The following is a 22,685-nucleotide window of genomic DNA, read 5'->3' on the forward strand; positions in this document are numbered from 1 at the left end:
ACCACCGTCGAAGTTTCCAGAGGAGTTCTGCCGTGTCCGAGGTCCGTCTGCCCGCCGAAGTGCGTTCTGAGTTCGGCAAGGGCGGTGCCCGCCGCACCCGCCGTGCCGGCAAGATCCCCGCAGTCATCTACGGGCACGGTGCCGACCCGCGGCACGTCTCGCTGCCCGCCCGCGAGTTCACCAACGCGATCCGCCACGGCGGCACCAACGTGCTGCTCACCCTCGAGCTCGACGGTGAGGAGCAGCTGGCGATCCCGAAGGCGATCCAGCGGCACGCCATCAAGGGCACGTTCGACCACGTCGACCTGCTCGCGGTACGCCGGGGCGAGAAGGTGCACATCGACGTCCCGCTGTCGGTGGTGGGCGACCTGGCGCCCGGCGGGATGCTCACTCAGGAGCACACCTCGGTGAGCGTCGAGGCCGAGGCGACCCACCTGCCGACCGAGATCGAGGTCAGCATCGCCGGCCTGGCGATCGGCACCCAGGTCACCGCGGCCGATCTGCGGCTGCCGGACGGCACCTCGCTGACCGGCGACCCGGAGCAGGTGCTGCTCATCATCCAGGAGGCGACCGAGGCCAAGCTCGAGGAGCCGACCGAGGGCGAGCAGGCCGTGGCCACCGGCGAGGCGGCCGCGCCCGCGGCCGGCGAGGGCACGAGCACCGAGCGCGAATCGGGCGAGTAAGCCGGCACGGTCAGACCGGCCCGGGGATCACGCGTGGGCGAGGAGCGCTTCCTGCTCGTCGGCTTGGGGAACCCCGGGCCGCGCTATGCGGCGACCCGGCACAACGCCGGGTTCTTCGTGCTCGACCTGCTGGCCGAACGGCTCGGCGCGGCGTTCAAGGCGCACAAGAGCCAGTGCGACGTCGTGGAGGGCCGGCTCGCGGGCGTGCCCGTCGTGCTGGCCAAGCCACGCTCGTACATGAACACCTCCGGCGGTCCGGTCGCCGGGGTCTCCCGGTTCTACAAGGTGCCGCCCGAACGCATCGCCGTCGTGCACGACGAACTCGACCTGCCGTTCGGCGCGCTGCGGCTCAAGCGCGGCGGCGGCGACGGCGGGCACAACGGGCTGCGCTCGGTGACCGCCTCGCTGGGCAGCAACGAGTATGCGCGGGTCCGCTTCGGCATCGGCCGCCCGCCCGGTCGGCAGGATCCCGCCGACTACGTGTTGCGCGAGTTCGCGGCGTCCGAACGCAAGGAGCTGGGCTTTCTCGTCGACCGCGCCGCCGACGCGGTCGAGCTACTCGTCGGCGAAGGGCTGTCCGCCGCGCAGAACGAGTACAACGACTGAGTTCGGTCGCGAACGGGTCACAGCGCGAACAGTCCGGAGTGAGCGGCCTCGAGGGACAGCAGGAACTGCTTGGCCGGCAGCCCGCCGCCGTACCCGGTGAGCGACCCGTCGGCGCCGATCACGCGGTGGCACGGGACGATGATCGAGATCGGGTTCTGCCCGTTCGCCAGCCCGACCGCTCGCGCGCCGTCGGGCACCCCGACCTCGCGCGCGATCTGGCCGTAGCTGGCCGTCTCGCCGTACGGGATGGCGACCAGCGCCGCCCACACCCGCTTCTGCCACAGCGAACCGGCCGCGGCCAGCGGCACGTCGAACTCGCGGCGCTCGCCCGCGAAGTACTCGGCCAACTGGGTGCGCACCTCGGCGAAGGCCGCGTCGTCGCGGATCCAGTCGCTGCGCATGCGCACCGGGTAGCGCGTCGTGTGCAGGTACAGCCCGCGCAGCCCCGCGTGATCGCCGATCAGCAGCAGGTCGCCGAGCGGTGAGTCCGCGTAGCCGTATCGCATCGGTGCCTCCATGGTCAGTGTGCCGCCCACAGGTGGTGCGTCACGTACGAGCGCCAGGGCGCCCAGTCGCCGCGGCCGCCGGCCAGCTCGATGCCGAGCGCCTGCGCGGACCGGCGCACCCCGAGGTCGCCGGCGAGCAGGACGTCCGGATCTCCCAGCGCGCGAAGTCGCAGGTAGTCCGCCGTCCACGGGCCCACCCCGGGCAGCGCGAGCAGCCGGGCGCGCTCGTCCCCCCGGTCGACGCCGGGGTCGAGGCCGAGGGTTCCCTCGGCACAGGCGCGCGCGATCGTCACGATGGTGCGCCCGCGGGCACGTGGCATCGGCAGCGTCGCCGGGTCCAGGGCCGCGAGCCGCTCGGCGGTGGGGAACTGCAGCCGGCCGCCGAACGCCCGCGCGCCGTGCTCGGCAGCGAGCCGGCCGAGCACGGTGCGAGCCCCGGCCACCGAGATCTGCTGGCCGACGATCGCGCGCACCGCCAGCTCGAAACCGTCGACGGCACCGGGCGAGCGCAGCCCGGGGCGTTTGCTGACGAGTGGCGCGAGGGCCGGATCCGCCCCGAGCGCGTCATCGACCGCGACCGGGTCGGCGTCCAGGTCGAGCAGCCGGCGGACGCGCGCGCTCACGGTGACGAGATCGCGGACCTCCGCCAGCGTCGCCCGGCAGGCCAGGTAGCCGTCGCCCGGTGACAGCGTGACGAGCGCGGGTCCGTGCGGTGCGGAAATCACCCGGGTGAACGTGCCGTCGGTGAACTGCTCGACGCCCGGGATCGCGCGCGCGCCGAGGAACTCGAGCGTGGCGCTCAGGTCCATCGGGGCGCGGTACGGCAGGCGCAGCGTGATGGTGCCGATGTCCGGGTCGCCTGCCGCATCGGGCCGTCCGGCTGCGCGCAGCCCGGTCGGGGTGCTCGCGAACACCGCGCGCACGGTGTCGTTGAACTGCCGCACGCTCGCGAAGCCGGCGGCGAAGGCGACGTCCGCGACGGGCAGCGTCGTGGTCTCCAGCAGTGTCCGGGCCGTCTGCGCGCGCTGCGCCCGCGCGAGCGCGATCGGGCCGGCACCGACGGCGTCCAGCAGCGCGCGGTTCACCTGGCGCTGCGAGTAGCCGAGTCGGCGGGCCAGCCCCGGGACGCCCTCGCGGTCGATCAGCCCGTCGCCGATCAGGCGCAGCGCGCGACCGGCGAGGTCACCGCGCAGGTCCCACTGCGCCGAGCCGGGCGTGGCATCCGGGCGGCACCGCTTGCAGGCGCGGTAGCCGGCCCGCTGCGCCGCGGCGGCGCTGGCGTGGAACGTGACATTGCGCCGCTGCGGGGTGATGGCCGGGCAGGACGGGCGGCAGTAGATGCCGGTCGTGCGTACCGCGGTGAAGAACCAGCCGTCGAAGCGCGGGTCGCGGCTCCGTACCGCGAGGTAGCAGGTGTCGAAGTCGGGCAGCAGCACCCTCTTAGTGTGGGCCGCGGAACCGACAACGTCCGGCGGTTTTCGGACATGAGCGTCGCGCGTCAGCCGGTGTTGCGCAGCCCGGCGGCGACACCGTTGATGGTGAGCAGCAGCGCCCGCAGCACCTCGGGTGACTCGTCGCCCGCGCGCACCCGCCGCAACAGTTCCACCTGCAGGTACGAGATGGGGTCGAGGTAGGCGTCGCGCACCTCGAAGGTGCGCTTGAGCCCGGGCTGGTCGTCGAGCAGCTCGCTGCCGCCCACCACCTGCAGCACCTCCTGCTCGGTGCGGGCGTGCTCGGCGCGGATGCCGTCGAACAGGCGCTGCAGCGGCGCCGGAACCAGCGTCGACACGTAGTGCGCGGCGATGTCCAGGTCGGTCTTGGCCAGCGTCATCTCGACGTTGGAGATGAACGTGCGGAAGAAGTGCCACTGCTCGTGCATCTCGGCGACAACCTCGCCGAGCCCGGCTGCCCGCGCCGCCGCGAGCCCCGCGCCCACGCCGTACCAGCCCGGGACGATCTGGCGCGACTGCGTCCAGCCGAACACCCAGGGGATGGCGCGCAGCCCCTCCAGCCCACCGCCGGACGAGGGCCGCCGCGACGGCCGCGAGCCGATGTTCAGCGAGCCCAGCTGCTCGACCGGCGTGGACGCCAGGAAGTAGGCCGGCAGGTCGGCGTCGTCGACGAGCCCGCGGTACGCGCCGAACGCGGCGTCACTGATCAGGCTCATGCACTCGTCCCAGCGGGCCAGCTGGTCCTGACTCTGCCGCGGCGCCCGGTGCAGGGTGGACGCCTGCAGCACGGCGGCCACGGTCAGCTCCAGGTTCTCGCGCGCCAGCTCCGGCAGCGCGTACTTGTCGCTGATCACCTCGCCCTGTTCGGTGAACTTGATCTCGCCGTCGAGCACGCCGAACGGCTGCGCCAGGATCGAGTCGTAGGTCGGGCCGCCGCCGCGCCCCACCGTCCCGCCACGGCCGTGGAACAACCGCAACCGCACGCCGTGCCGTGCCGCGACGTCCCGCAGCGTGCGCTGCGCGCGGTGGATCTCCCACTGCGACGTGGTGATCCCGGCTTCCTTGTTGGAGTCCGAGTAGCCGAGCATCACCTCCTGGACGTCGCCGCGCAGGGACACCAACCGCCGGTAGCTCGGCTCGCTCAACAGCTCGTCCAGCACCTCGCCGGCGCGCCGCAGCTCCTGCACCGTCTCCAGCAGCGGGACGAAGCCGATGCGGGCGCTCGCGCCGTCAGGTGCGGACTGTTCGCCCGAGCCGTACAGGTCGACCAGCCCCGCCTCGCGCGCGAGCACCACGGCAGCGAGCAGGTCGTCGGCGCCGCGCGTCATCGAGACGATGTAGCTCTCGATGACCTCCGTTCCGTACGTGTCCAGCGCCTGCCGGATCGCGGTGAACACGGCGAACGTCTTGGCGCCGGCCTCGTCCAGCGGGGGAGGGGACGGCGCGAGCGGGCGCCGCGAGGTCAGCTCGCGCGACAGCACCCGCATGCGCTCCTCCCGCGACAGCGCGAGGTAGCGGCCGGCCTGCTCGGCGAGGCGGTCGAACAGCTGGCCGAGCACGTGATGGTGCGCGTCGGCGTGCTCGCGCACGTCCATCGTGGCCAGGTGCAGGCCGATGATCGCGACCGTCCACTGCACGCGGGCGAGCAGTCCGTCGGCGATGAGCGCGCCCGCGTTGGCCCGCACCGAGGAGCTGATCAACTCCAGTTCGGCGAGCAGTTGCTGCGAGCCGAGGTAGTCGCGGCCCGGCACGTGCGGCGCGGCATCGTCGATCCGCCGGGTCGTGTTCGCGATCTTGGTGGCGATGCAGGTCAGCTTCAGCCGGTACGGCTCGGTGGCGTTGAGGGTGATGATCCTCGGGTCGATGTCCACGACGGCGAGGTCGGCCTCGATGGACGCCAGCAGTTCCGGTGAGGCGGCCACCACGGTTGTCGAGTTGGACAGCTCGGCGGTCAGCGTCGCGAGCGCGCGGGTCACGGCTCGAGCAGCGACGTGGTGCTGCAGCCGCAGGATGTCGCTGGTGACCGCCGCCGTGACGTTCGGGTTGCCGTCGCGGTCGCCGCCGATCCAGGTGCCGAAGGTGAGCGGGCGGCACTCGTGGCCGAACTGCGCACCGTGGCTCGCGAGCTCGTCGGCGAGATCGGCCAGCAGGTCCGGCAGCGTGTCGTCGACGAGTTCCTGCAGGTAGTAGATGACGTTGCGCGCCTCGTCGACGGGGGTCGGTCGGTGCTGGCGCAGCTCGTCGGTCTGCCAGATCAGGTCGATGATCTCGGCAAGTGCGCGGTCCTGACGGGCGCGCGCGGCGCTGCCGGGTTCGGTCGCGACGGTGAGGATGTCGGCCACCCGGCGCAGCTTGGTCAGCACCGAGCGCCGGCTGGCCTCGGTCGGGTGCGCCGTGAACACCGGGCGCACCGCGAGCTCGCGCACCGCCTCGGCCAGCCGCTGCGCGCCGAGCCCGTCCGAGACCGCGGCGACCGAACTGGCCAGCCAACCCTGTTCGGCGGGACGGGCGCGCAGCCCGCGCACCCGGTGCACCTGCTCGGCGACGTTCGCCAGGTGGAAGTAGTCGGCGAACGCGCGCACCAGGGTCGCGGCGACGTCGGCCGGCAACTCGGCGAGCAGCGCTCGGGCCTGCTCGCGGGAGCCGTCGCCGTCGGAGGTCTTGCCTTGTTTGGTCAGCGTGCGCACCTGCTCGACCAGCGCCAGGGCCGAATCGCCCTGTTGGCGCACGAGGGACTCACCGAGCAGCGCCGCGACGCGGCGCACGTCGGCACGTAACGCGGCGCCTTCGTCCTCGGTGTCTGCCGGGTAGGTCGGCACGGGCGGGGTGGACGGGTCGGGCCGGCTCGCTACGCGCACCGGTCCAGTCTTCCAGCAGCGGCAACCGCGCTCGGCGGCGCACGGCCCGGCGAACGGATCGCGATGCGCGACACGACAGGGGCGGATGCTGCGGATGCCAAGGCGCCCAGGCGGTCGATCGGGGGAACGACCGCCTGGGCGCAAAGACCACTCTACCTGCTGAAGCCGCAAGATCGTGCATCGGCGCGAGGCGTTGTGGCCGGTCCCACGCGTGCGGCCCGGGGGAGCGCCACCGACGCGGCGTCCGGCCGCCGTCGAGAACGATCACGAACAGAGACTTGACAACGAGTTTGTTTCTGCGGAAGATATTTCCATTCTCAGTGATCGCCTGGATGTCGGTTAGGGTCGGGGGGCCGAATCGGCATCGCGGTGACACTGGGGCGGCCGGCCCGGGCGTTCGTGCGGGCCGGCCGATCTGCCTCACCGGCCGTGCGAGGTGGCAGGTTCTGCACCGCTCGACGCTGTCGCCGGGCACCACGTGTACAGCTCGTCCCGGCAAGACGGACCTTTCGGTACGGCACCAGGACACATCCGGACACGGCGTGCGGTAACGGCTTCCCAACATGGGGCGCCAAGCGATATAACTCAAGGGTCGCTTCGTTGATCACGAACGTGGTGAGCGACGGGCGACAGTGTCGGGGGACGCTGCTCGCCCCGCTCCGCGGAGCGGGCAGCGACAAGTTGGGGGAACGCGGTACGCCGCAAGGCGCGCTGCACATCGGGGGAACATGTTCATCGGGGGCCTTGAGGCCGCCGAGGGGGGGACAACCACGCTAGCCGCCCACGGGCGAGCTGGTCACACGTTGTCCGCCTCTGCGGCGACGGACGTACGTCAGAGTTCACTTTCGGCATCGCGCGCGGCTACCGCGCGTACGCGCGATGCCACCAGGGCGCGGATGCCGCGCCGCCATGCGCCGTTGCTCATCGTGGGCGATCTGGTGTGTGCCACGCTGGGCGTGCTGCTGGCCTGCGTGCTGCGGCCGCACCACTTCGATCTGGGCTCGGTCTCGCTCGCGCTCGCCGTCGCTGCGCCGATCGGCTGGGTGGTGCTCGTCGCGCTGAACCGCGGCTACGAGGTGCGCTTCCTGGGTGCCGGCAGCAGCGAGTTCGCGCGGCTGTTCTACGCGTTCTTGCAGTGCGTGGCGCTGATGACCTTCGGCTCGTACGCGGTCGACCCGCACGCCACGCGCGATCTGACCGTGCTCGCGCTGCCGGCCACGCTGCTGTGCAGCCTGGCCTACCGGGCTGTCGGACGCACCTGGCTGCACCGCCGCCGCGCTCGCGGGCAGTCGGTGATCGGAGTGGTCGCCGTGGGCAGCCCCGAGGCGGTGGCCCAGTTCGCCGACACGATGCGCGAGAACAGTGCAGCCGGCATGCGCGTCGTCGGCGCGTGCGTGTCGGGCGCCGAGCGCCGGGCGACACGCGCCCTGCGTGAACGGGACATCCCGGTGATCGGCGATCTCGACTCGGTGCTGCAGGCGGTGGCCGACTCGGGCGCGCAGCGCGTGGCGGTCCTGTCCGGTGACACCGCCGCCCTGTCGGTGCGCCGCATCGCCTGGCAGCTCGAGGGCGCCGACGCCGAACTCGTCGTCGTGCCCGGCATCGAGGACGTGTCCGGCCGGCGGCTGCACATCCAGCCGGTGGCGGGCGTGCCTCTGCTGCACGTCGACGAACCCCAGTTCGGCGGTGTCGGCCGCGCGATCAAGTCGATCTTCGACCGGACGGCTGCACTGCTCGGCCTGCTGATCCTGTCTCCGGTCCTGTTGCTGCTCGCGCTGCTCGTCAAGCTCACCAGCGAGGGGCCGGCGCTGTTCGTGCAGACCCGGGTCGGCCGGGACGGCCGGACCTTCCGGATGATCAAGTTCCGCTCGATGTACTCCGGCGCGGAGCGTCAGGTCAGCGAGCTGAAGAACCGCAACGAGGCAGCCGACGGCCTGCTGTTCAAGATCCGCAACGACCCTCGCGTGACGCCGGTTGGGCGGTTCCTGCGCAAGTCGTCCCTGGACGAGTTGCCCCAGCTGTTCAACGTGCTCACCGGCTCGATGTCCCTCGTCGGCCCGCGCCCGGCGCTGCCGAGCGAGGTCGCGCAGTACGGCCAGACGGTGTACCGCCGGCTGCTCGTCAAACCGGGACTGACCGGGCTGTGGCAGGTCAGCGGTCGCAGTGACCTGTCCTGGGAGGAGTCGGTACGGCTCGACCTGCACTACGTGGAGAACTGGTCACTGGCGCTCGACGTGTCCGTGCTGGTGCGCACCGCACGGGTCGTGTTCAGCGCAGCGGGGGCCTATTGATGAGCTTGTCGATCCAGACCCGCAGTGGCGAAGGGGCGTCCGTCGGGGGGACGCTCCTTCACCGCTGTGCTCACCCACCTGACCCGCGCGCAGCGAGCTCGCCATGAGCCGCGCCCGGATCGCCCGGCGCCGCATCCGTTGCCGCGCCGACCAGGTGATCACATACTGCGCCGCTTGCGGCGCACGCATCCGGCGGCGCGAGGATGTCTAACGCCTTCCCCCTGCGTTGGCTCCTCGCGTCGCCCCTGCGTCCGGCCGGTGACGGACGCGGGGCCCGTACGGCTACTACCCGGCCCTTGCCGAGATCGAGGCGGCCAGTGCGGCGCGCCAGGGGCGGGGTGCGGTGAGGCCGAGATCGGTCCACGATCGGGTGGCGAGCACCGACCACGCCGGCCGCGGCGCCGGCCTGGTGAACTGCGCGCTGGACACCGGCCGGACCCGGTCCGGGTCGGCGCCGGCGAGCGCGAACGTCGCGCGCGCCAGGTCGAACCACGAGGCCGTGCCGGCGTTCACGTAGTGCAGCGTCGCGGCGGGCACATCGCTGTGACCCAGCTCGATCAGCGCACCGGCCAGGTCGCCGACCCACGTCGGTGAGCCGACTTGGTCGGACACCACGTCCACCGTGGGCCGCTCGTGCTCGAGCCGCAGCATGGTGTCGACGAAGTTCGGTCCCGGGCCGCCGTGTACCCACGCGGTGCGGACCACGAACGCGCGATCCGGCAGCGCGGCCCCAACCGCCAGCTCACCGGCCAGCTTGGTGCGGCCGTACGCCGTGCGCGGTGCGGGCGTCGCGTCGACCTCGTACGGCTCGTGCGCGGTGCCGTCGAACACGTAGTCGGTCGAGACGTGCAGCAGCCGGCCGCCGTGCCGGGCGAGCGCGGTGGCCAGGTTGCCGGGGCCGGTCGCGTTGACCGCGGTCGCGGTGGCCTCGTCCGTCTCCGCTGCGTCCACTGCCGTGTACGCCGCGGCGTTCACGACCACGTCCGGACGCAGCCGGCTGATCGCGGCGTCGACGTCCTCGCCGTTCGTGATGTCCAGTTCGGCGCGGGGCATGGCGGTGACGCGCGCGCCGGCCGCGGTCAGCCGCCGCACCAGGTGGTGCCCCAGCTGGCCGGCGGCGCCGGTGACCAGCCAGTGCCGGTCCGTGGTCACCGGTTCACTCACTGACCGGCTTCGGCGTAGCGGGCCTCGACCGCGTCCTTGGCCGCCTGCCACCACTGCCGGTGCTGCTCGTACCAGGCGATCGTCTGGGTCAACCCGGCGCGCAGATCGGTGTACGCCGGCTCCCAGCCGAGCTCGGAGCGCAGCAGGCTCGCGTCGATCGCGTAGCGCAGGTCGTGCCCGACCCGGTCGGTGACCTGGTCGTACCAGTCGGCCGGCCTGCCCATCAGCTCGAGCACGGTGCGAAGCACGTCGCGGTTGTTGCGCTCGCCGTCCGCGCCGATCAGGTACGTCTCGCCGATCCGTCCGCGCTCGATCACCGCCCACACCGCCGTGTTGTGGTCATCGACGTGGATCCAGTCGCGGACGTTCTCGCCCGCGCCGTACAGCTTGGGCCGGATCCCGCTGAGCACGTTGGTGATCTGGCGCGGGATGAACTTCTCGATGTGTTGGTAGGGCCCGTAGTTGTTCGAGCAGTTCGACAGCGTCGCGGCCACGCCGAACGAGCGCACCCAGGCGCGCACCAGCAGGTCCGAGCCGGCCTTCGTGGAGCTGTACGGGCTGGACGGGTTGTACGGCGTGCTCGGCGTGAACTTCGCCGGGTCGTCCAGGGCGAGGTCGCCGTAGACCTCGTCGGTGGAGATGTGGTGCAGCCGCACACCGTGCCGTCGCACCGCCTCCAGGATCGTGAACGTCCCGACCAGGTTCGTCCGGACGAACGGGCTCGGGTCGCGCAGCGAGTTGTCGTTGTGCGACTCGGCGGCGAAGTGCACGACCACGTCGCAGCGGCGCACCAGGTCGTCGACCAGCGTGGCGTCGGTGATGTCGCCGTGGACGAACTCGAGCCGCTCCTGCACATCGGCGAGGTTGTCCCGGCTGCCGGCGTAGGTCAGCGCGTCCAGCACGGTGACGGCGACGTCGGGCCGGGTCTGCAAGGTCAGCCGGACGAAGTTGGTGCCGATGAACCCGGCGCCGCCGGTGACGAGCACCCGCATGCGATCAGCCCTTCCGGTGCAGGTCGGCGAACAGGGGCGCGGTGCGGTCCTTCTCCGACAGTGCCGCCGGGTCGGACGGGTCGAACGGCAACGGCCAGGGGATGCCCAGCTGCGGGTCGAGCGGGGTCACGGCCACGCCGGCCATACCCGGCGCCCACTCCGCGTCGAAGCAGTACAGGTACTGGCAGCCGCCCTCGGACACCGCCTGGAATCCGTTGCAGACGCCGGGAGGCACCAGGAACTGCACGCCCACGGTGAGCGGCATGGTGACCAGCGTGCCGTAGCTGGACGAGGCCGGACGGGCGTCGAGGTACACGCCGAACGCCTCGCCGTGCGCCACGCCCACCAGCTTGGTCATCGACTCCCCGTGCAGCCCGCGGATGGCGCCGCGTGCCGTCCACGTCAGGTTCACCTGCTCCCACTGCGCGGGCAGTTCGGCGTCGAGGCAGGCGTAGGCGGACGCGCGGAAGAACTCGCGCACGGTGCCGCGCTCGTCGGTGGCCGCCCGCGTCTGCAGTCGCCACAGGCCCGCGATCTGCGTCCGTTCGGCCGCGAGCGGGGTGAGCCGGACGCTCACGCGGACCGTCCGTTGCCGGCCAGGTACTCCGCCGCAGCCTGCCGCACGTACTCGCCGTAGCCGGACTTGCCCATCGCTTCGCCCAACTCCAGCGCGCGCTCGGGCGTGATGAAGTCATGCAGCATCGCGATCTCCTCCAGGCAGGCGATGGTGATGCCCTGGCGACGCTGCAGCACCTGGACGAACTGGCCTGCGTCCAGCAGCGAGTCCTGCGTGCCGGTGTCCAGCCAGGCCGCGCCGCGGCCGAGGTCCACCAGGCGGGCCTGGCCGTTCTTCAGGTAGCACCGGTTGAGGTCGGTGATCTCCAGTTCGCCGCGCGGGGACGGTTGCAGCGACTCGGCGAAGCCGGTGACCTGGTCGTCGTAGAAGTACAGGCCGGTGATCGCGATGTTGGACGGTGGCTGCGCCGGCTTCTCCTCGATGTCGAGCAGGGTGCCGTCGTGCCCCAGGACGGCCACGCCGTAGCGCTCCGGATCGCTCACCCGGTAGCCGAACAGCGTGCAGCCGCCGTCGGTTTCGATGGCTGTGGTCGCCGCGGCCAGTTGCCCGCCCAGCCCGTGACTGAAGAAGATGTTGTCGCCCAGTACCAGCGCGGCGCTGTCGCCGGCGATGTGTTCGGCGCCGATCAGGAACGCCTGGGCCAGACCGTCCGGGGAGGGCTGCACCGCGTAGCTCAGCGAGATGCCCCACTGCGCACCGTCGCCGAGCAGCCCGACGAACTGGCCGCGATCCTGCGGCGTGGTGATGATCAGGATGTCGCGGACGCCGGCCAGCATCAGCACCGAGATCGGGTAGTAGATCATCGGCTTGTCGTAGACCGGCAGCAGTTGCTTGCTGACGACGCGAGTGATCGGGTGCAGCCGGGTGCCGGTGCCGCCGGCCAGAACGATCCCCTTCACGGCCAGCACTCTAGCGGGCGCGTCCGGCGCCCTGCTTCGACTTCCTCATCCGGACCAAACACGGTATAAATGAGCAGCCGCATGCTTTATCGGGCCGGGACGACCGGACTCGGGCAGGCGATGAATCGGGGGATTCGATGGCGCTGTATCACTTCGCGTGCGCGCGCCACCTGGTGGGTAGCGCCCGGCAACTGAGGTTGCGCGGGCGCTGACTCGCTGTTTTTTCGGGGGATTCGGGGGAATCACGTGAAGATCGCGCTCGTCGGCACGCGCGGTGTGCCGGCTCGCTACGGCGGGTTCGAGACCTGTGTCGAGCAGGTCGGGCTGCGCCTGGTCAAGGCCGGCCACGAGGTCGTCGTCTACTGCCGCACGGCCGAGAGCGAGCCGAGGCCCACCGAGCACGAGGGCATGCGACTGGTGCACCTGCCGGCTCTTCGCAAGAAGTCGCTGGAAACGCTGAGCCATTCGGCGCTGTCCACGCTGCACACTATGCGGCACAAGCCTGATGCCGCGATCGTGTTCAACTCGGCGAACGCGGTGTTCCTGCCGATGTTCCGCGCCCGCGGGATCCCGGTCGCCACGCACGTCGACGGCCTGGAGTGGAAGCGCACCAAGTGGCAGGGCGCCGGGCGCGCGTACTACCGGATGGCCGAGTCGCTCGCGGTGCGCTGGTCCGACGCGCTGATCGCCGACGCGCAGGGCATCGCCGACTACTACGACGCCGAGTTCGGCGCGGCCACCGAGCTGATCGCCTACGGCGCACCCATCCTCGCCGGGGAGCGTTCGGACCGGATCGCCGAGGTCGGCCTCGCCCGGCACGGCTACCACCTGGTGGTGGCCCGGTTCGAACCGGAGAACCACGTGCACGTCATCGTCGACGGCTACCGGCGCAGCAGTGCCCGGCTGCCGCTGGTGGTCGTGGGCTCTGCCCCGTACTCGGACGGCTACACGGCGTCGCTGCACGCACTCGCCGACGAGCGGGTGCGGTTCCTCGGCGGTGTGTGGGACCAGGAGCTCCTTGACCAGCTCTACGCGAACTCGGCGACCTACCTGCACGGGCACTCCGTCGGCGGCACCAACCCGTCGCTGTTGCGCGCGCTCGGCGCCGGCGCTTCGACGATCGCCTACGACGTGAACTTCAACCGCGAGGTGCTGCTCGACACCGGTCGCTACTTCGCCGATGCCGTCGCAGTGACCGCCGAACTCGAGCTCGCCGAGGCCGATCCGGAGAGCACCCGGAAGCGCGGGCTCGCGGCGCGCGCCTCGGCCTATCGCTATGACTGGGACGACGTAGCGCAGCGCTACGAGGCGTTGTGCCAGCTACTGGCTTCGGGCAAGTCCGGTCGTACCGCGCGCCCGTCCGGCCGGCGGAACGCGCTTGGCCGTTCACGCGGCGATACAGCGGAGCCACGCGTCGTGCCTTCTTGTTCGGACGGCTAGCTCGACCGGCCGTGTGCAGCATGAAGCGCTTGTATGCTCGTCAATATTCGAGCGGCACCATCGGATCATCATGGATGCGAACCTAGGGGGGAACCATGTTGCAGTATCCCGTCGCACCCGGGCTGTTCGAGCGTCGCGCCGAGTTGGCCGATACGTTCAACTCGGCCGTGCCATGTCGGCATGTCGTCATCGACGACTTCCTCGACGCCGAGTACGCGCAGCGGTTATACGAAGATCTGCCGCAGCCTGACGAGATGCCAAAGTCGCGCGACTACATGTTCAGTGACAAGCGCGAACTATCCACGCTTGACAGGCACTCGGAGATCTCCCGTCAGCTGCATGACGTCTTCATGAGTAAGGAATTCGCAGAGTTCTTGGAGCCGCTTGCGCGTCACGAGGTCTTCATCGACCCAGAATACGTCGGTGGGGGCTTTCATGCCGGTGCGGAAGGCAGCTTCCTTGACCTGCACTGCGACTTCAACATTCACCCCGCGCACCAGGATTGGCTCCGGGAGTTCAACATATTGCTGTACCTCAACCCGGGCTGGCAGCCTGAGTGGGGAGGTCACTTGCTACTCACGGACGACCCGTCCGTGCCGACGATCGAGGTCGAACCGAGGTTCAACCGCCTTGTGATCATGGAGTCGACCGACCGGTCGTTCCACGGTTACAAGCGCATCAGTTTTCCGCCTGGTCGCTCACGGCGCTCGATCGCTGCCTACGCCTACTCGATCGTGCCGGTTGGCAGCATCTCGCGCCACACGACCAATTGGGTACCTCGGGACGGCAGCCCCTTCAAGCGGGTGCTAGCCAAGAACTGGAACTGGATCGTGCTTACCAAGAACAAGTTCTTTGGTAGTGGCACTCTCAAGAACCGCCGATAGCAGCTTGACCGTTCATCCGTTTCTCTTCGTTCATCCGTCCGACGAGCTTTACGGCGCCGATCGCATGCTCCTGGAGATGCTGGCAGCGTTGCCAAAAGAACAGCCTACAGAGGTGTGGCTACCTACCGATCTCGTCCATCCGGTTGCTCCACTGTGCGCCGAAATCGCTGCTCTCGGAATCACTGTTCGGCACGTGGACTTGCCGGTTCTGCGCCGTGCCTACCGTGCGCCGGGTGCGTTGTTCGCGCTTCAACGACGCTGCCGCGCGTTCGCTAGGGAACTGCGTCTGGTCAAGGCGGCGACCGTGTACTGCACAACCAGCGCAACATTCCTGGCGGCGGCGGTCGCCCGCCACGTCGGCGTTCCGTGCGTCGTCGGACACGTTCAGGAGATCTGGACGCGCGGCGACAGGCGTATTCTCGCTCCGCTGGCGCGACATTGTGAGCGCCTGGTTGCGATCTCCTCGCCGGTCGCGGAGTCGCTCACACCGCGCCTGCGTGCACGTACGTCCATCGTCCCGAACGCAACCCCCGAACCGGCTACGCGCACCCCGCTCGATGACCATGCCGGACCGCTTCGCTTTGTGATTGCGAGCCGGTGGAACGGTTGGAAGGGTCACCGAACGCTACTTGCGGCGTGGGACCGGCTTACCACGTCTGCACAGCTGGTCATCTTGGGTGGGCCGCCACCGAGCGGTGAGAGCGTCGACGTGCACGCCATGGTCGCAGGCCTGCGTCGTCCTGAGACGGTGAGCGTTGTCGGGGAGGTCGTCGACCCTTCGGCCTTCATCGATGCGGCCGACGTCGTACTCGTGCCGTCCGACCAGGCTGAGCCATTCGGGTTGGTCGCCATTGAAGCGTTCGCGATGGGACGCCCGGTCATCGGGAGCGCCGCAGGAGGATTGCGCGACATCATCACGCCGCAGCAGGATGGGTGGCTTTTTCCGCCGGGTGACGTCGATGCCCTCGTCGGACTGCTGTCCGGTTTGACTCGATCCGAGGTCACCGCTGCGGGGAGTGAGGCGCGGCGAACGTACCAAGACCGATACAAGAGTGAGAGCTATGCCGTGCGGTGGCGCAAAGCTGTGTTCGATCAATGACCGGTATGGAGTGCTGGCGCGGCTAGTGTGAGCACCACGTCGGCGATGCCGCGCTCAGCGCCGAAAACGCGCTTCGCGAATCGCAGATCCGTGGGTGAGGGCTTCGCCGAGGGTGCGCGCCGCCAAGCCGCGCTCGCGGTACGCATCGAGGATGCCGAGTGCGACCTGACCGCGGTCCACCGTGGGAGCCGGTCCGTTGGCGACGCTATCCCTTGCATCGGCGAAGCCGTCATGGCACAGCACGATCGATCCGGCGTGCACCGTCTCGTGAACGCGCGCGACCCGTGCCTCGTCTGCCATCGGCTTCCAGTCCCAGCTACTGCAGCCCCACAGGACGGGCGTCAGGCCGGCGCGCCGCATCGCCATCCACGTCGCGGGTGTCTGCGCGCCGTATGGGGGGCGGATCCAGCGCACCGGCCGTCCCGTGCGGTCTTCCAATTCAGCGCGGCCGGCAGCAGATCGCTGGCGGACCTCGGCTGCTGAGAATGAGGTCAACCGACGGTGATCAAGGCCGTGCAGTGCGATCTCGTGACCCGCGGCGACGACCTCACCGAGCAGGCTGGGATACAAGCGGGCGCGGCTCACGAGAACGAAGAAGGTTGCTCGCGCGTCGTGCGTGGCGAGTGCGGCCAAGACACGTTCGGTCCCGCCCGGCTCTGGTCCGTCGTCGTAGGTGAGCACAGCCGTGGGGACCGTCGTTCGTACAGCGACCACCGAGCCAACGGGCGCGGCCAGGCGCCGGACCCGCCTCTTGAGCCTTGCAGGATCCGAGGATGAAGCCGACGCGGTCATTCGATCAGGCCTCCCGAGCCGCGCTGCGCGCGTATTCGTCGAACCGCGCACCCCGCGCTCCTGCCAGCATGCCTTGGCCGCGACGGAGGGTGCGCATACCTCGTGCCTCATGCCGCTCTATGCCGAATAGCCGACCAATTCCGAACCTGACTCCGCCGCCGGCGATTCGCAGCGAGCCGTGTGCCGCGTACCGAAGTCGTGACAGGTAGCGTCGCGCCGCAGTGTCGGCGAGATATTGATCGGCAATCGCAGTGCAGTTACCCACCCGCCATGCGCGCTGCAGCACCCAGTTGCGAGTTGCTCGCTCTGGCGATACGAAGTCGTCGGCGACCGATTCATCGCACCACAAGATCCGACCGCCGCGCCGTACGATCAGCCGGCTGAACAGTGTGTCCTCACCGCCGCTCAGTCCCAGTCGCGGGTCGAAGCGCACGTCAAGCGCGCGAACTTGTCGAAGGTCAAGAAGCAGGTTCCCAGCCGCCGCGACGGCCATTCCCGTGCCTGTCCGTCGTCGGGCGCGGTTGAAGAAGCCGCCGGCCACCACCCAGCTGTCAGCGTCGTCGGGAACATTGAAGAACACTCGTCCCATGACTGCCGCCGGGCGCGTCGGCAGCCACGTGTCGATCAGCGCGCTGAGCCAGCCAGGCCGTGGCACCTCGTCATCGTCGATGAACGACAGCAAGTCCGCATCTCCGGCCTCGTCCAACGCACGGTTGCGACCGGCACTAATACCGGGGGCCGGTTCGTGCACGTAACGCACGCGATCGTCCCCGAGACCCTCGACCGCTGATCGCGCGCTGGCGGCGGGATCATTGTCGACGACAAGTACCGTCCCCGTGACACGCCCATCGGCGTCCATCTCTCGCACCTGGGCGAGGATCGCGTCAAGGCTGACTAGCAATCGATCGGGTCGCTGATAGGTCAGGACGCCGACGACGAGCGTGTGCAACGGCATCCCTCCATGGGCTGACGCGCGCAGCTGCGCGACAGCAAGCGCTCTCCGATGACCGGAGCGATCGTATGTGGCCGGCTGATCTTCATCCACTCGTCCGACGGACTCTACGGTGCCGACGAACGGCCGGACCGGTTGACAAGCCGAAGCGGCGGGCGCGTCGCGAATGTCCGGACGTCCGTTCGTCGCGTGAGGTCCGTGTAGAGGGCATCAGTCGGACATCCCACGACGCATCTGGCGCTAACGCGGATTTCAACCTATGATCTGGAAGGTCGGCCCGCGCCTAGGCGCTGCCGCCACGCATTCGGGGGAATGATTCGGGGGAATCGGCAAATGCAGGCTCTGTCTGCTGTGCTACGCCGCACAGTTTTTCTACCTGTTCAGGTCACGGGAGTTGCGGTGCTCTGCGCCGCCGTCCTCGTCGGCTGCACGGCCGGCGCGAACACGCATCGGGCCGCGGCACCAAGTGCGGCGACGACTGCCTCGGGACCCTCGGCGGCGGCAGAAAAGTCTACCCCCCGTCCGCATGCTGCTACTACTCCCGTAGCGCCGCCTCAGCCCGGCAACATCCATCAGAACGTGCGCGCTGAGAAGGTGATCACCAGACCACCGGTGGCGTTGCACGCTGTTGCTGATTTCGGAACTGGAGTTTCCGCGCGGATAACATCGATCAAGGCCGTCAAGGTTCAGGCCGTCGGGCCGGGCTCTGTTTCCGGCCCCGGCCTGAACGTCGTCATCCAGGTCACGAACCACACGGCGAAGGCGCTCAATCTCAACAACGCGGTTGCGAGCGTTGCCAGCGCTGATGGCACGCCCGGCGTGCTGATGGTATTCACGCCGAACGAGGGCGGCGACGAGGACATCCCGCTACCGGGGCCGGACAGCTTCTCGCATCCGATGAACGGCTCGCTACTTCCGCGGGCGACAGCTAGCGGTACCTACGTCTTCACGATTCCGGTCGTCAATCGCAATCCGATCACCGTCAGTTTCAGCTACGCCGGTGGCGGTCCGGTAGTGCTCTTCAAGGGGGACGCTTCATGAGCAGGCGCGCAGCATCACTGGTCGCCGCAGCGGCCACGGTTCTCGGCGGGCTGGTCGCGCCACTCGCGCTCGGTGTCGGCCCTGCCGCCGCCGACACGGTGTCGGGACCGCCCCCCGTCATTCAGCGCACGCCGAGCGCGGTCACCGCTGACGGGCTGCCGACCGTGCAGATCGACGGCGTGGTCTGGTCCTTGGCTGTCGTCGGGAACACCGCCTACGCCGGCGGCAGCTTCGCGAACGCGCGACCCGCCGGCGCAGCGCCGGGTACCAACCTCACGCCGCGGAACAACCTGCTGTCGTTCAACCTGAGCACGGGCGTCCTGAACAACTCCTTCGCGCCGTCCCTCAACGCACAGGCTCTGGTGGTCACGGCATCGCCGGACGGATCGCGCATCTATGTCGGTGGTAGCTTCACGACCGCAAACGGCGTGCTGCGCGACCGCATCGCCGCGTACAGTACGGCCACCGGCCAGCTGATCTCGAGCTTCGCGCCGAACCTCGACGCGACGGTCAACGCGATCACCGCCACAAACACGACCGTGTACGTCGGCGGAAACTTCTCGCGCGCCAACGGTGTGCCGCGCAGCCGACTGGCCGCCTTCAGCGCCGCAGACGGCTCTGTGCTCGGCTGGGCGCCGACAGCGGACGACAGCGTCAAGACGATGGTTCTGACTCCGGACAACAGCCGGGTCATCGTCGGCGGGATGTTCCTCAACCTTAACGGCTCGACGGCGTACGGCTTGGGCGCCCTCGACGCGAACAACGGCACACTGTTGCCGTGGGCTGCCACCAGTCTGATCCAAGAGGGCGGCTCCGGATCGTCCATCGCCGACCTCAGCACCGACGGAACCTCCATCTACGGCGTGGGCTGGGCCTTCGGCTCGAACATATCCACCCTGGAAGGCGGATTCTCGGCCGACCCGAACTCGGGAACCCTTAACTGGATCGAGAACTGCTGGGGCGACGTCTATAACATCTTCGGCGTCAACGGGACCGTCTACAACGTCGGCCACAACCACGGCTGCACGGCGGTGAACGGGTTCCCCGACACGAACCCGCGCAACTTCCACCGTTCCATGGCGTTCACCGCGCAGGCGACCGGAACGCTCGGACACGACATCGGCAACCCCGACTCGCACAGCACGGACTTCTACGGTCAGCCTGCGCCGTCCATCATGGACTGGTGGCCCGACCTCGACATCGGCTCCTACACCGGTATGGACCAGGGTCCGTGGGCAGTTCGTGGCAACTCGCAGTACCTCGTTCAAGGCGGCGAGTTCCAGCACGTGAACGGCGTCGCCCAGCAGGGTCTGGTGCGGTTCGCGGTGTCGTCCATAGCACCGAACAAGCAGGGCCCACGGCTGTTGTCCGCTCAGCTGGCACCCAACCTCGTCGCACGATCAAGTTCGTCGGTCCGGGTCGCGTGGAGCACGGACTGGGACCGCGACGACAAGACCCTCACCTACACGCTGCAACGTGACGGCGTGGATGTGTACACGACGACGGCCGACGGACAGTTCTGGGATCTGCCCACAATGGGCATCATCGATACCGGGCTGAGCCCGGGCACTACGTACACCTATCGGGTGCGGGTCAACGATCCCGATGGCAACACGACGTGGGGGGCGACGTCTTCGATCACAACGCCGACCGGCTCCAGCGCGCCCGACGGTGCGTATGTCAAGGACGTATTGGGCGCTGGGGCGACCCACTACTGGCGGCTTGATCAAGCGGCAGGAAGCGTGAATTACGACTACGCAGGGTTCGACGACCTGACGCTCAACTCTGGCGTGACCCCCGGCGTGACCGGCGCTCTTCTGAACGACGCTGATACCGCATCGAGCTTCGACGGTTCGACTGGACTGGGTGCGACCAGCAACGCCGTTCCGGGGCCGAACACATTCACGGTGTCGGCCTGGTTCTCCACGACACGTTCCGGTGGTGGAAAGATCGTCGGCTTCGGAGACAAGAACTCCGGAAACAGCAGCAATTACGACCGGCACATCTACATGGACAGCGCGGGCCGTATCAACTTCGGCGTGTACAACGGCGCTTCGTTCGTCATCACTTCGCCAAGTACCTACCGCGACGGCAGCTACCATTTCGCGGTGGGGACGCTATCAAGCGCTGGCATGGCTTTGTACATCGACGGCAAGCTGATCGGCACCAATGCCGGCACGACAGTGGGGCAGAGCTACAACGGCTACTGGCGGGTCGGGGGCGACTCGACGTGGAGTGGAAACCGTTACTTCAACGGCAGCATCGACGACGTCGCGATCTACCCCACCGCGCTCAGTGCGGCACAGATTCGCCAGCAATACGTCGACAGCGGACGCACGATCGTCGGCAGCACGGCGCCCTCGGACGGCTACGGCAGCACAGTCTGGAACGACTCGCCTGCCCTGTACTACCGGCTCGACGAGACCTCCGGAACCACGGCCACGGACCGGTCTGGCAACACCAACAACGGTAGCTTTGCCGGCGGATACACCCTCGGCGTCGCAAGTCCGGTGAGCGGAGCCGGACACACGGCGGTCACTTTCGACGGCACGACGGGCACCCTCGCGTCGGGCGCCCAGACCGCCGGGCCGAACGTCTACTCCGAGGAACTGTGGTTCAACACGACATCTACGTCGGGCGGCAAGCTAATCGGCTTCGGCAACGCACGCACGGGCAGCAGTTCAAACTATGACCGCCACGTGTACATGCTCGCTTCTGGTCAGCTCGTGTTCGGTACATACACCGGACAGATCAACGTGGCGACCTCGAGTGGCACTTACAACGACGGGAAATGGCACTACGTTGTCGCGACACAGGGCGCGGATGGAATGTCCCTGTATGTGGACGGGCAGCTAGTAGCCACCAACCCGCAAACGCAGGCGCAGAGCTTCAACGGTTACTGGCGGATTGGGGGTGACAATCTCAATGGCTGGGGTGCGAACAACGCCTACTTCGCCGGCACGATCGATGAGGCGGCGGTCTATCCGACCGAGCTCACGCCTGCCCAGGTGTCTGCGCACTACTTCTCCTCTCCCGCGGCTGTGAACGCACCGCCGGTCGCTTCCTTCACCTCTTCCACCAACGGGGCGAGCGCGGCGTTCGACGCGACGGCGTCCTCGGACCCGGATGGGACGATCGCAAGCTACGCGTGGGACTTCGGCGACACGGCGAGCGGTGTTGGTGTAACGCCATCGCATACGTACGCGGCCAGCGGCACCTATCACGTCACGCTCACAGTCACTGACAACCTGGGGGCGACAAACTCCGTCACGCACGACGTCTCGGTGACTGTGCCAGCGAACCAACCTCCGGCTGCGGCCTTTACTTCATCGTGCAGCAACCTGGGTTGCTCGTTCGATGCTGGGGGCTCCTCCGACCCTGACGGATCGGTGGCGTCGTACGCATGGGATTACGGCGACAGTTCGGCTGCCGGCTCCGGTGCGACGCCGCAGCACACCTACGCGTCGGGTGGCACCTATCACGTGACTCTGACTGTCACCGACAACCAGGGCGCAACCGGGACGGTGACGCACGACGTGACCGTCGCACCGCCGCCGAACCAGCCGCCCACGGCTGCGTTCACCTCGTCGATTGACCTGCTCACTGCGAGTTTGGACGGCTCCGGTTCATCCGACCCGGACGGCTCGATAGCGTCGTACTCCTGGGACTTCGGGGACGGTTCCGGAGCCGGGTCGGGCGCGACCACGCAGCACCTCTACTCGGCGCCGGGCTCGTATCAGGTCACGCTGACCGTGACGGACAATGACGGTGCCTCCGCCTTCATCACGAAGACGGTCACGGTCACGACGGTGGTTGCTGCTGACGCATTCGGTCGAACGGTGTCCACTGGTTGGGGCACGGCAGACAGCGGAGGACCATGGACGCTCACCGGTACCGCGAGCAGGTTCTCGGTCGGCAGCGGTGTCGGAAAGGTCAACATCGAGGCGGGAGGCGTCGGTCCGACCGCATACCTGAACGCGGTTTCGCAGGACAACCTCAACGCTGTTGTCGACGCCTCGGTGAGCCAATCCTCCGGCAACGGTGATTACGTTCAGCTGATCGGTAGGCACAGCGGCACGAGTGACTACCGGCTCAAGGTGATCTATCGCGCGGACGGAACCGTTCAGGCGTTGATGTCCAAGGTCGTCAGCGGTACGGACACCACCCTGCGGTCGCTTGTCATACCCGGTCTCACCTACGTCGCGGGCGCGCCGCTGCGCATACGGTTCGTCGTGTCGGGGAATGGCACCGCCACCAGCTTGTCGGGAACGGTATGGCGCGTCGGGGCCACTGAGCCGGCTTCACCGCAGATCTCGGTGACTGACTCCACCGCGGCGCTCCAGTCGGCGGGAAGTTTCGGCATCCAGTCCTACATATCTGGCAACTCGACGGCTGTGCCGGTGGTGTACACCTATGACAACCTGACGGTCACGACCTCGTGACCCCGGTG

Annotated in this window: 17 protein-coding genes; 8 read left to right on the plus strand and 9 right to left on the minus strand. The window is 68.8% G+C overall.

The window, feature by feature from the left end; genetic code table 11:
* The first annotated feature begins 32 nt into the window (after positions 1–32).
* Together M6B22_RS15240 and pth are read left to right on the plus strand one after the other, a co-directional pair.
* Positions 33–683 (plus strand): 50S ribosomal protein L25/general stress protein Ctc, encoded by a 651-nt coding sequence (locus M6B22_RS15240; protein ID WP_269442416.1) that lies wholly within the window; start codon positions 33–35, stop codon positions 681–683.
* A 33-nt stretch (positions 684–716) separates the two neighbouring features.
* Complete coding sequence (pth, locus tag M6B22_RS15245; protein ID WP_269442417.1) at positions 717–1,289, plus strand: aminoacyl-tRNA hydrolase; 573 nt, start codon at positions 717–719, stop codon at positions 1,287–1,289.
* A 17-nt stretch (positions 1,290–1,306) separates the two neighbouring features.
* Here the strand turns inward: pth and M6B22_RS15250 are convergent, their stop codons facing one another.
* From M6B22_RS15250 to ppc, 3 genes are all read right to left on the minus strand, one after another.
* Positions 1,307–1,795 (minus strand): methylated-DNA--[protein]-cysteine S-methyltransferase, encoded by a 489-nt coding sequence (locus M6B22_RS15250; RefSeq protein WP_269442418.1) that lies wholly within the window; start codon positions 1,793–1,795, stop codon positions 1,307–1,309.
* Positions 1,796–1,809: 14 nt separating this feature from the next.
* Positions 1,810–3,228, minus strand: coding sequence for an AlkA N-terminal domain-containing protein (locus tag M6B22_RS15255; protein WP_407935716.1), 1,419 nt, complete (start codon positions 3,226–3,228; stop codon positions 1,810–1,812).
* Between the two features lie 65 nt (positions 3,229–3,293).
* On the minus strand, positions 3,294–6,104 hold the full coding sequence (gene ppc / locus M6B22_RS15260) for a phosphoenolpyruvate carboxylase (protein ID WP_269442420.1): 2,811 nt from the start codon (positions 6,102–6,104) through the stop codon (positions 3,294–3,296).
* An 896-nt stretch (positions 6,105–7,000) separates the two neighbouring features.
* On the opposite strand from ppc, the gene M6B22_RS15265 reads away from it, so the two are divergent.
* Positions 7,001–8,395, plus strand: coding sequence for a sugar transferase (locus tag M6B22_RS15265; RefSeq protein WP_269442421.1), 1,395 nt, complete (start codon positions 7,001–7,003; stop codon positions 8,393–8,395).
* Between the two features lie 285 nt (positions 8,396–8,680).
* Here the strand turns inward: M6B22_RS15265 and rfbD are convergent, their stop codons facing one another.
* The 4 genes from rfbD to rfbA are packed head-to-tail and all read right to left on the minus strand — an operon-like array spanning position 8,681 to position 12,027.
* On the minus strand, positions 8,681–9,559 hold the full coding sequence (gene rfbD / locus M6B22_RS15270) for a dTDP-4-dehydrorhamnose reductase (RefSeq protein WP_269442422.1): 879 nt from the start codon (positions 9,557–9,559) through the stop codon (positions 8,681–8,683).
* On the minus strand, positions 9,556–10,551 hold the full coding sequence (rfbB, locus tag M6B22_RS15275; protein ID WP_269442423.1) for a dTDP-glucose 4,6-dehydratase: 996 nt from the start codon (positions 10,549–10,551) through the stop codon (positions 9,556–9,558). Before rfbB ends, rfbD begins: the two co-directional genes overlap by 4 nt.
* A 4-nt stretch (positions 10,552–10,555) precedes the next feature.
* Positions 10,556–11,128 carry a dTDP-4-dehydrorhamnose 3,5-epimerase family protein gene (locus M6B22_RS15280; RefSeq protein WP_269442424.1) on the minus strand — a complete coding sequence of 191 codons (573 nt, stop codon included), beginning with the start codon at positions 11,126–11,128 and terminating at the stop codon, positions 10,556–10,558.
* On the minus strand, positions 11,125–12,027 hold the full coding sequence (rfbA, locus tag M6B22_RS15285) for a glucose-1-phosphate thymidylyltransferase RfbA (protein WP_269442425.1): 903 nt from the start codon (positions 12,025–12,027) through the stop codon (positions 11,125–11,127). The genes M6B22_RS15280 and rfbA overlap by 4 nt, the downstream gene beginning before the upstream one ends.
* 246 nt (positions 12,028–12,273) lie before the next feature.
* Here rfbA and M6B22_RS15290 point away from each other — a divergent pair, with 246 nt between their 5' ends.
* The 3 genes from M6B22_RS15290 to M6B22_RS15300 all read left to right on the plus strand — a co-directional run bounded on the left by M6B22_RS15290 (position 12,274) and on the right by M6B22_RS15300 (position 15,450).
* Entirely contained in the window at positions 12,274–13,467 is a 1,194-nt protein-coding gene (locus M6B22_RS15290; protein ID WP_269442426.1) for a DUF1972 domain-containing protein, read from the plus strand.
* A 95-nt stretch (positions 13,468–13,562) separates the two neighbouring features.
* Positions 13,563–14,351, plus strand: coding sequence for a 2OG-Fe(II) oxygenase (locus M6B22_RS15295; protein WP_269442427.1), 789 nt, complete (start codon positions 13,563–13,565; stop codon positions 14,349–14,351).
* 4 nt (positions 14,352–14,355) lie between these two features.
* The gene (locus M6B22_RS15300) at positions 14,356–15,450 is read left to right on the plus strand and encodes a glycosyltransferase (RefSeq protein ID WP_269442428.1); all 1,095 of its coding nucleotides are present in this window, start codon (positions 14,356–14,358) and stop codon (positions 15,448–15,450) included.
* A gap of 54 nt (positions 15,451–15,504) precedes the next feature.
* Here M6B22_RS15300 and M6B22_RS15305 read toward each other — a convergent pair whose 3' ends face one another.
* Together M6B22_RS15305 and M6B22_RS15310 are read right to left on the minus strand one after the other, a co-directional pair.
* Positions 15,505–16,131, minus strand: coding sequence for a polysaccharide deacetylase family protein (locus tag M6B22_RS15305; protein ID WP_269442429.1), 627 nt, complete (start codon positions 16,129–16,131; stop codon positions 15,505–15,507).
* A 115-nt stretch (positions 16,132–16,246) separates the two neighbouring features.
* Positions 16,247–17,191, minus strand: a complete 945-nt coding sequence (locus M6B22_RS15310; RefSeq protein WP_269442430.1) for a glycosyltransferase family 2 protein — start codon at positions 17,189–17,191, stop codon at positions 16,247–16,249.
* 582 nt (positions 17,192–17,773) lie between these two features.
* On the opposite strand from M6B22_RS15310, the gene M6B22_RS15315 reads away from it, so the two are divergent.
* Positions 17,774–18,235 (plus strand): hypothetical protein, encoded by a 462-nt coding sequence (locus M6B22_RS15315; RefSeq protein WP_269442431.1) that lies wholly within the window; start codon positions 17,774–17,776, stop codon positions 18,233–18,235.
* Entirely contained in the window at positions 18,232–22,677 is a 4,446-nt protein-coding gene (locus M6B22_RS15320; protein WP_269442432.1) for a PKD domain-containing protein, read from the plus strand. Before M6B22_RS15315 ends, M6B22_RS15320 begins: the two co-directional genes overlap by 4 nt.
* Positions 22,678–22,685: the final 8 nt, after the last annotated feature.

This window comes from Jatrophihabitans cynanchi (assembly GCF_027247405.1).
Taxonomy (GTDB): domain Bacteria; phylum Actinomycetota; class Actinomycetes; order Mycobacteriales; family Jatrophihabitantaceae; genus Jatrophihabitans_B; species Jatrophihabitans_B cynanchi.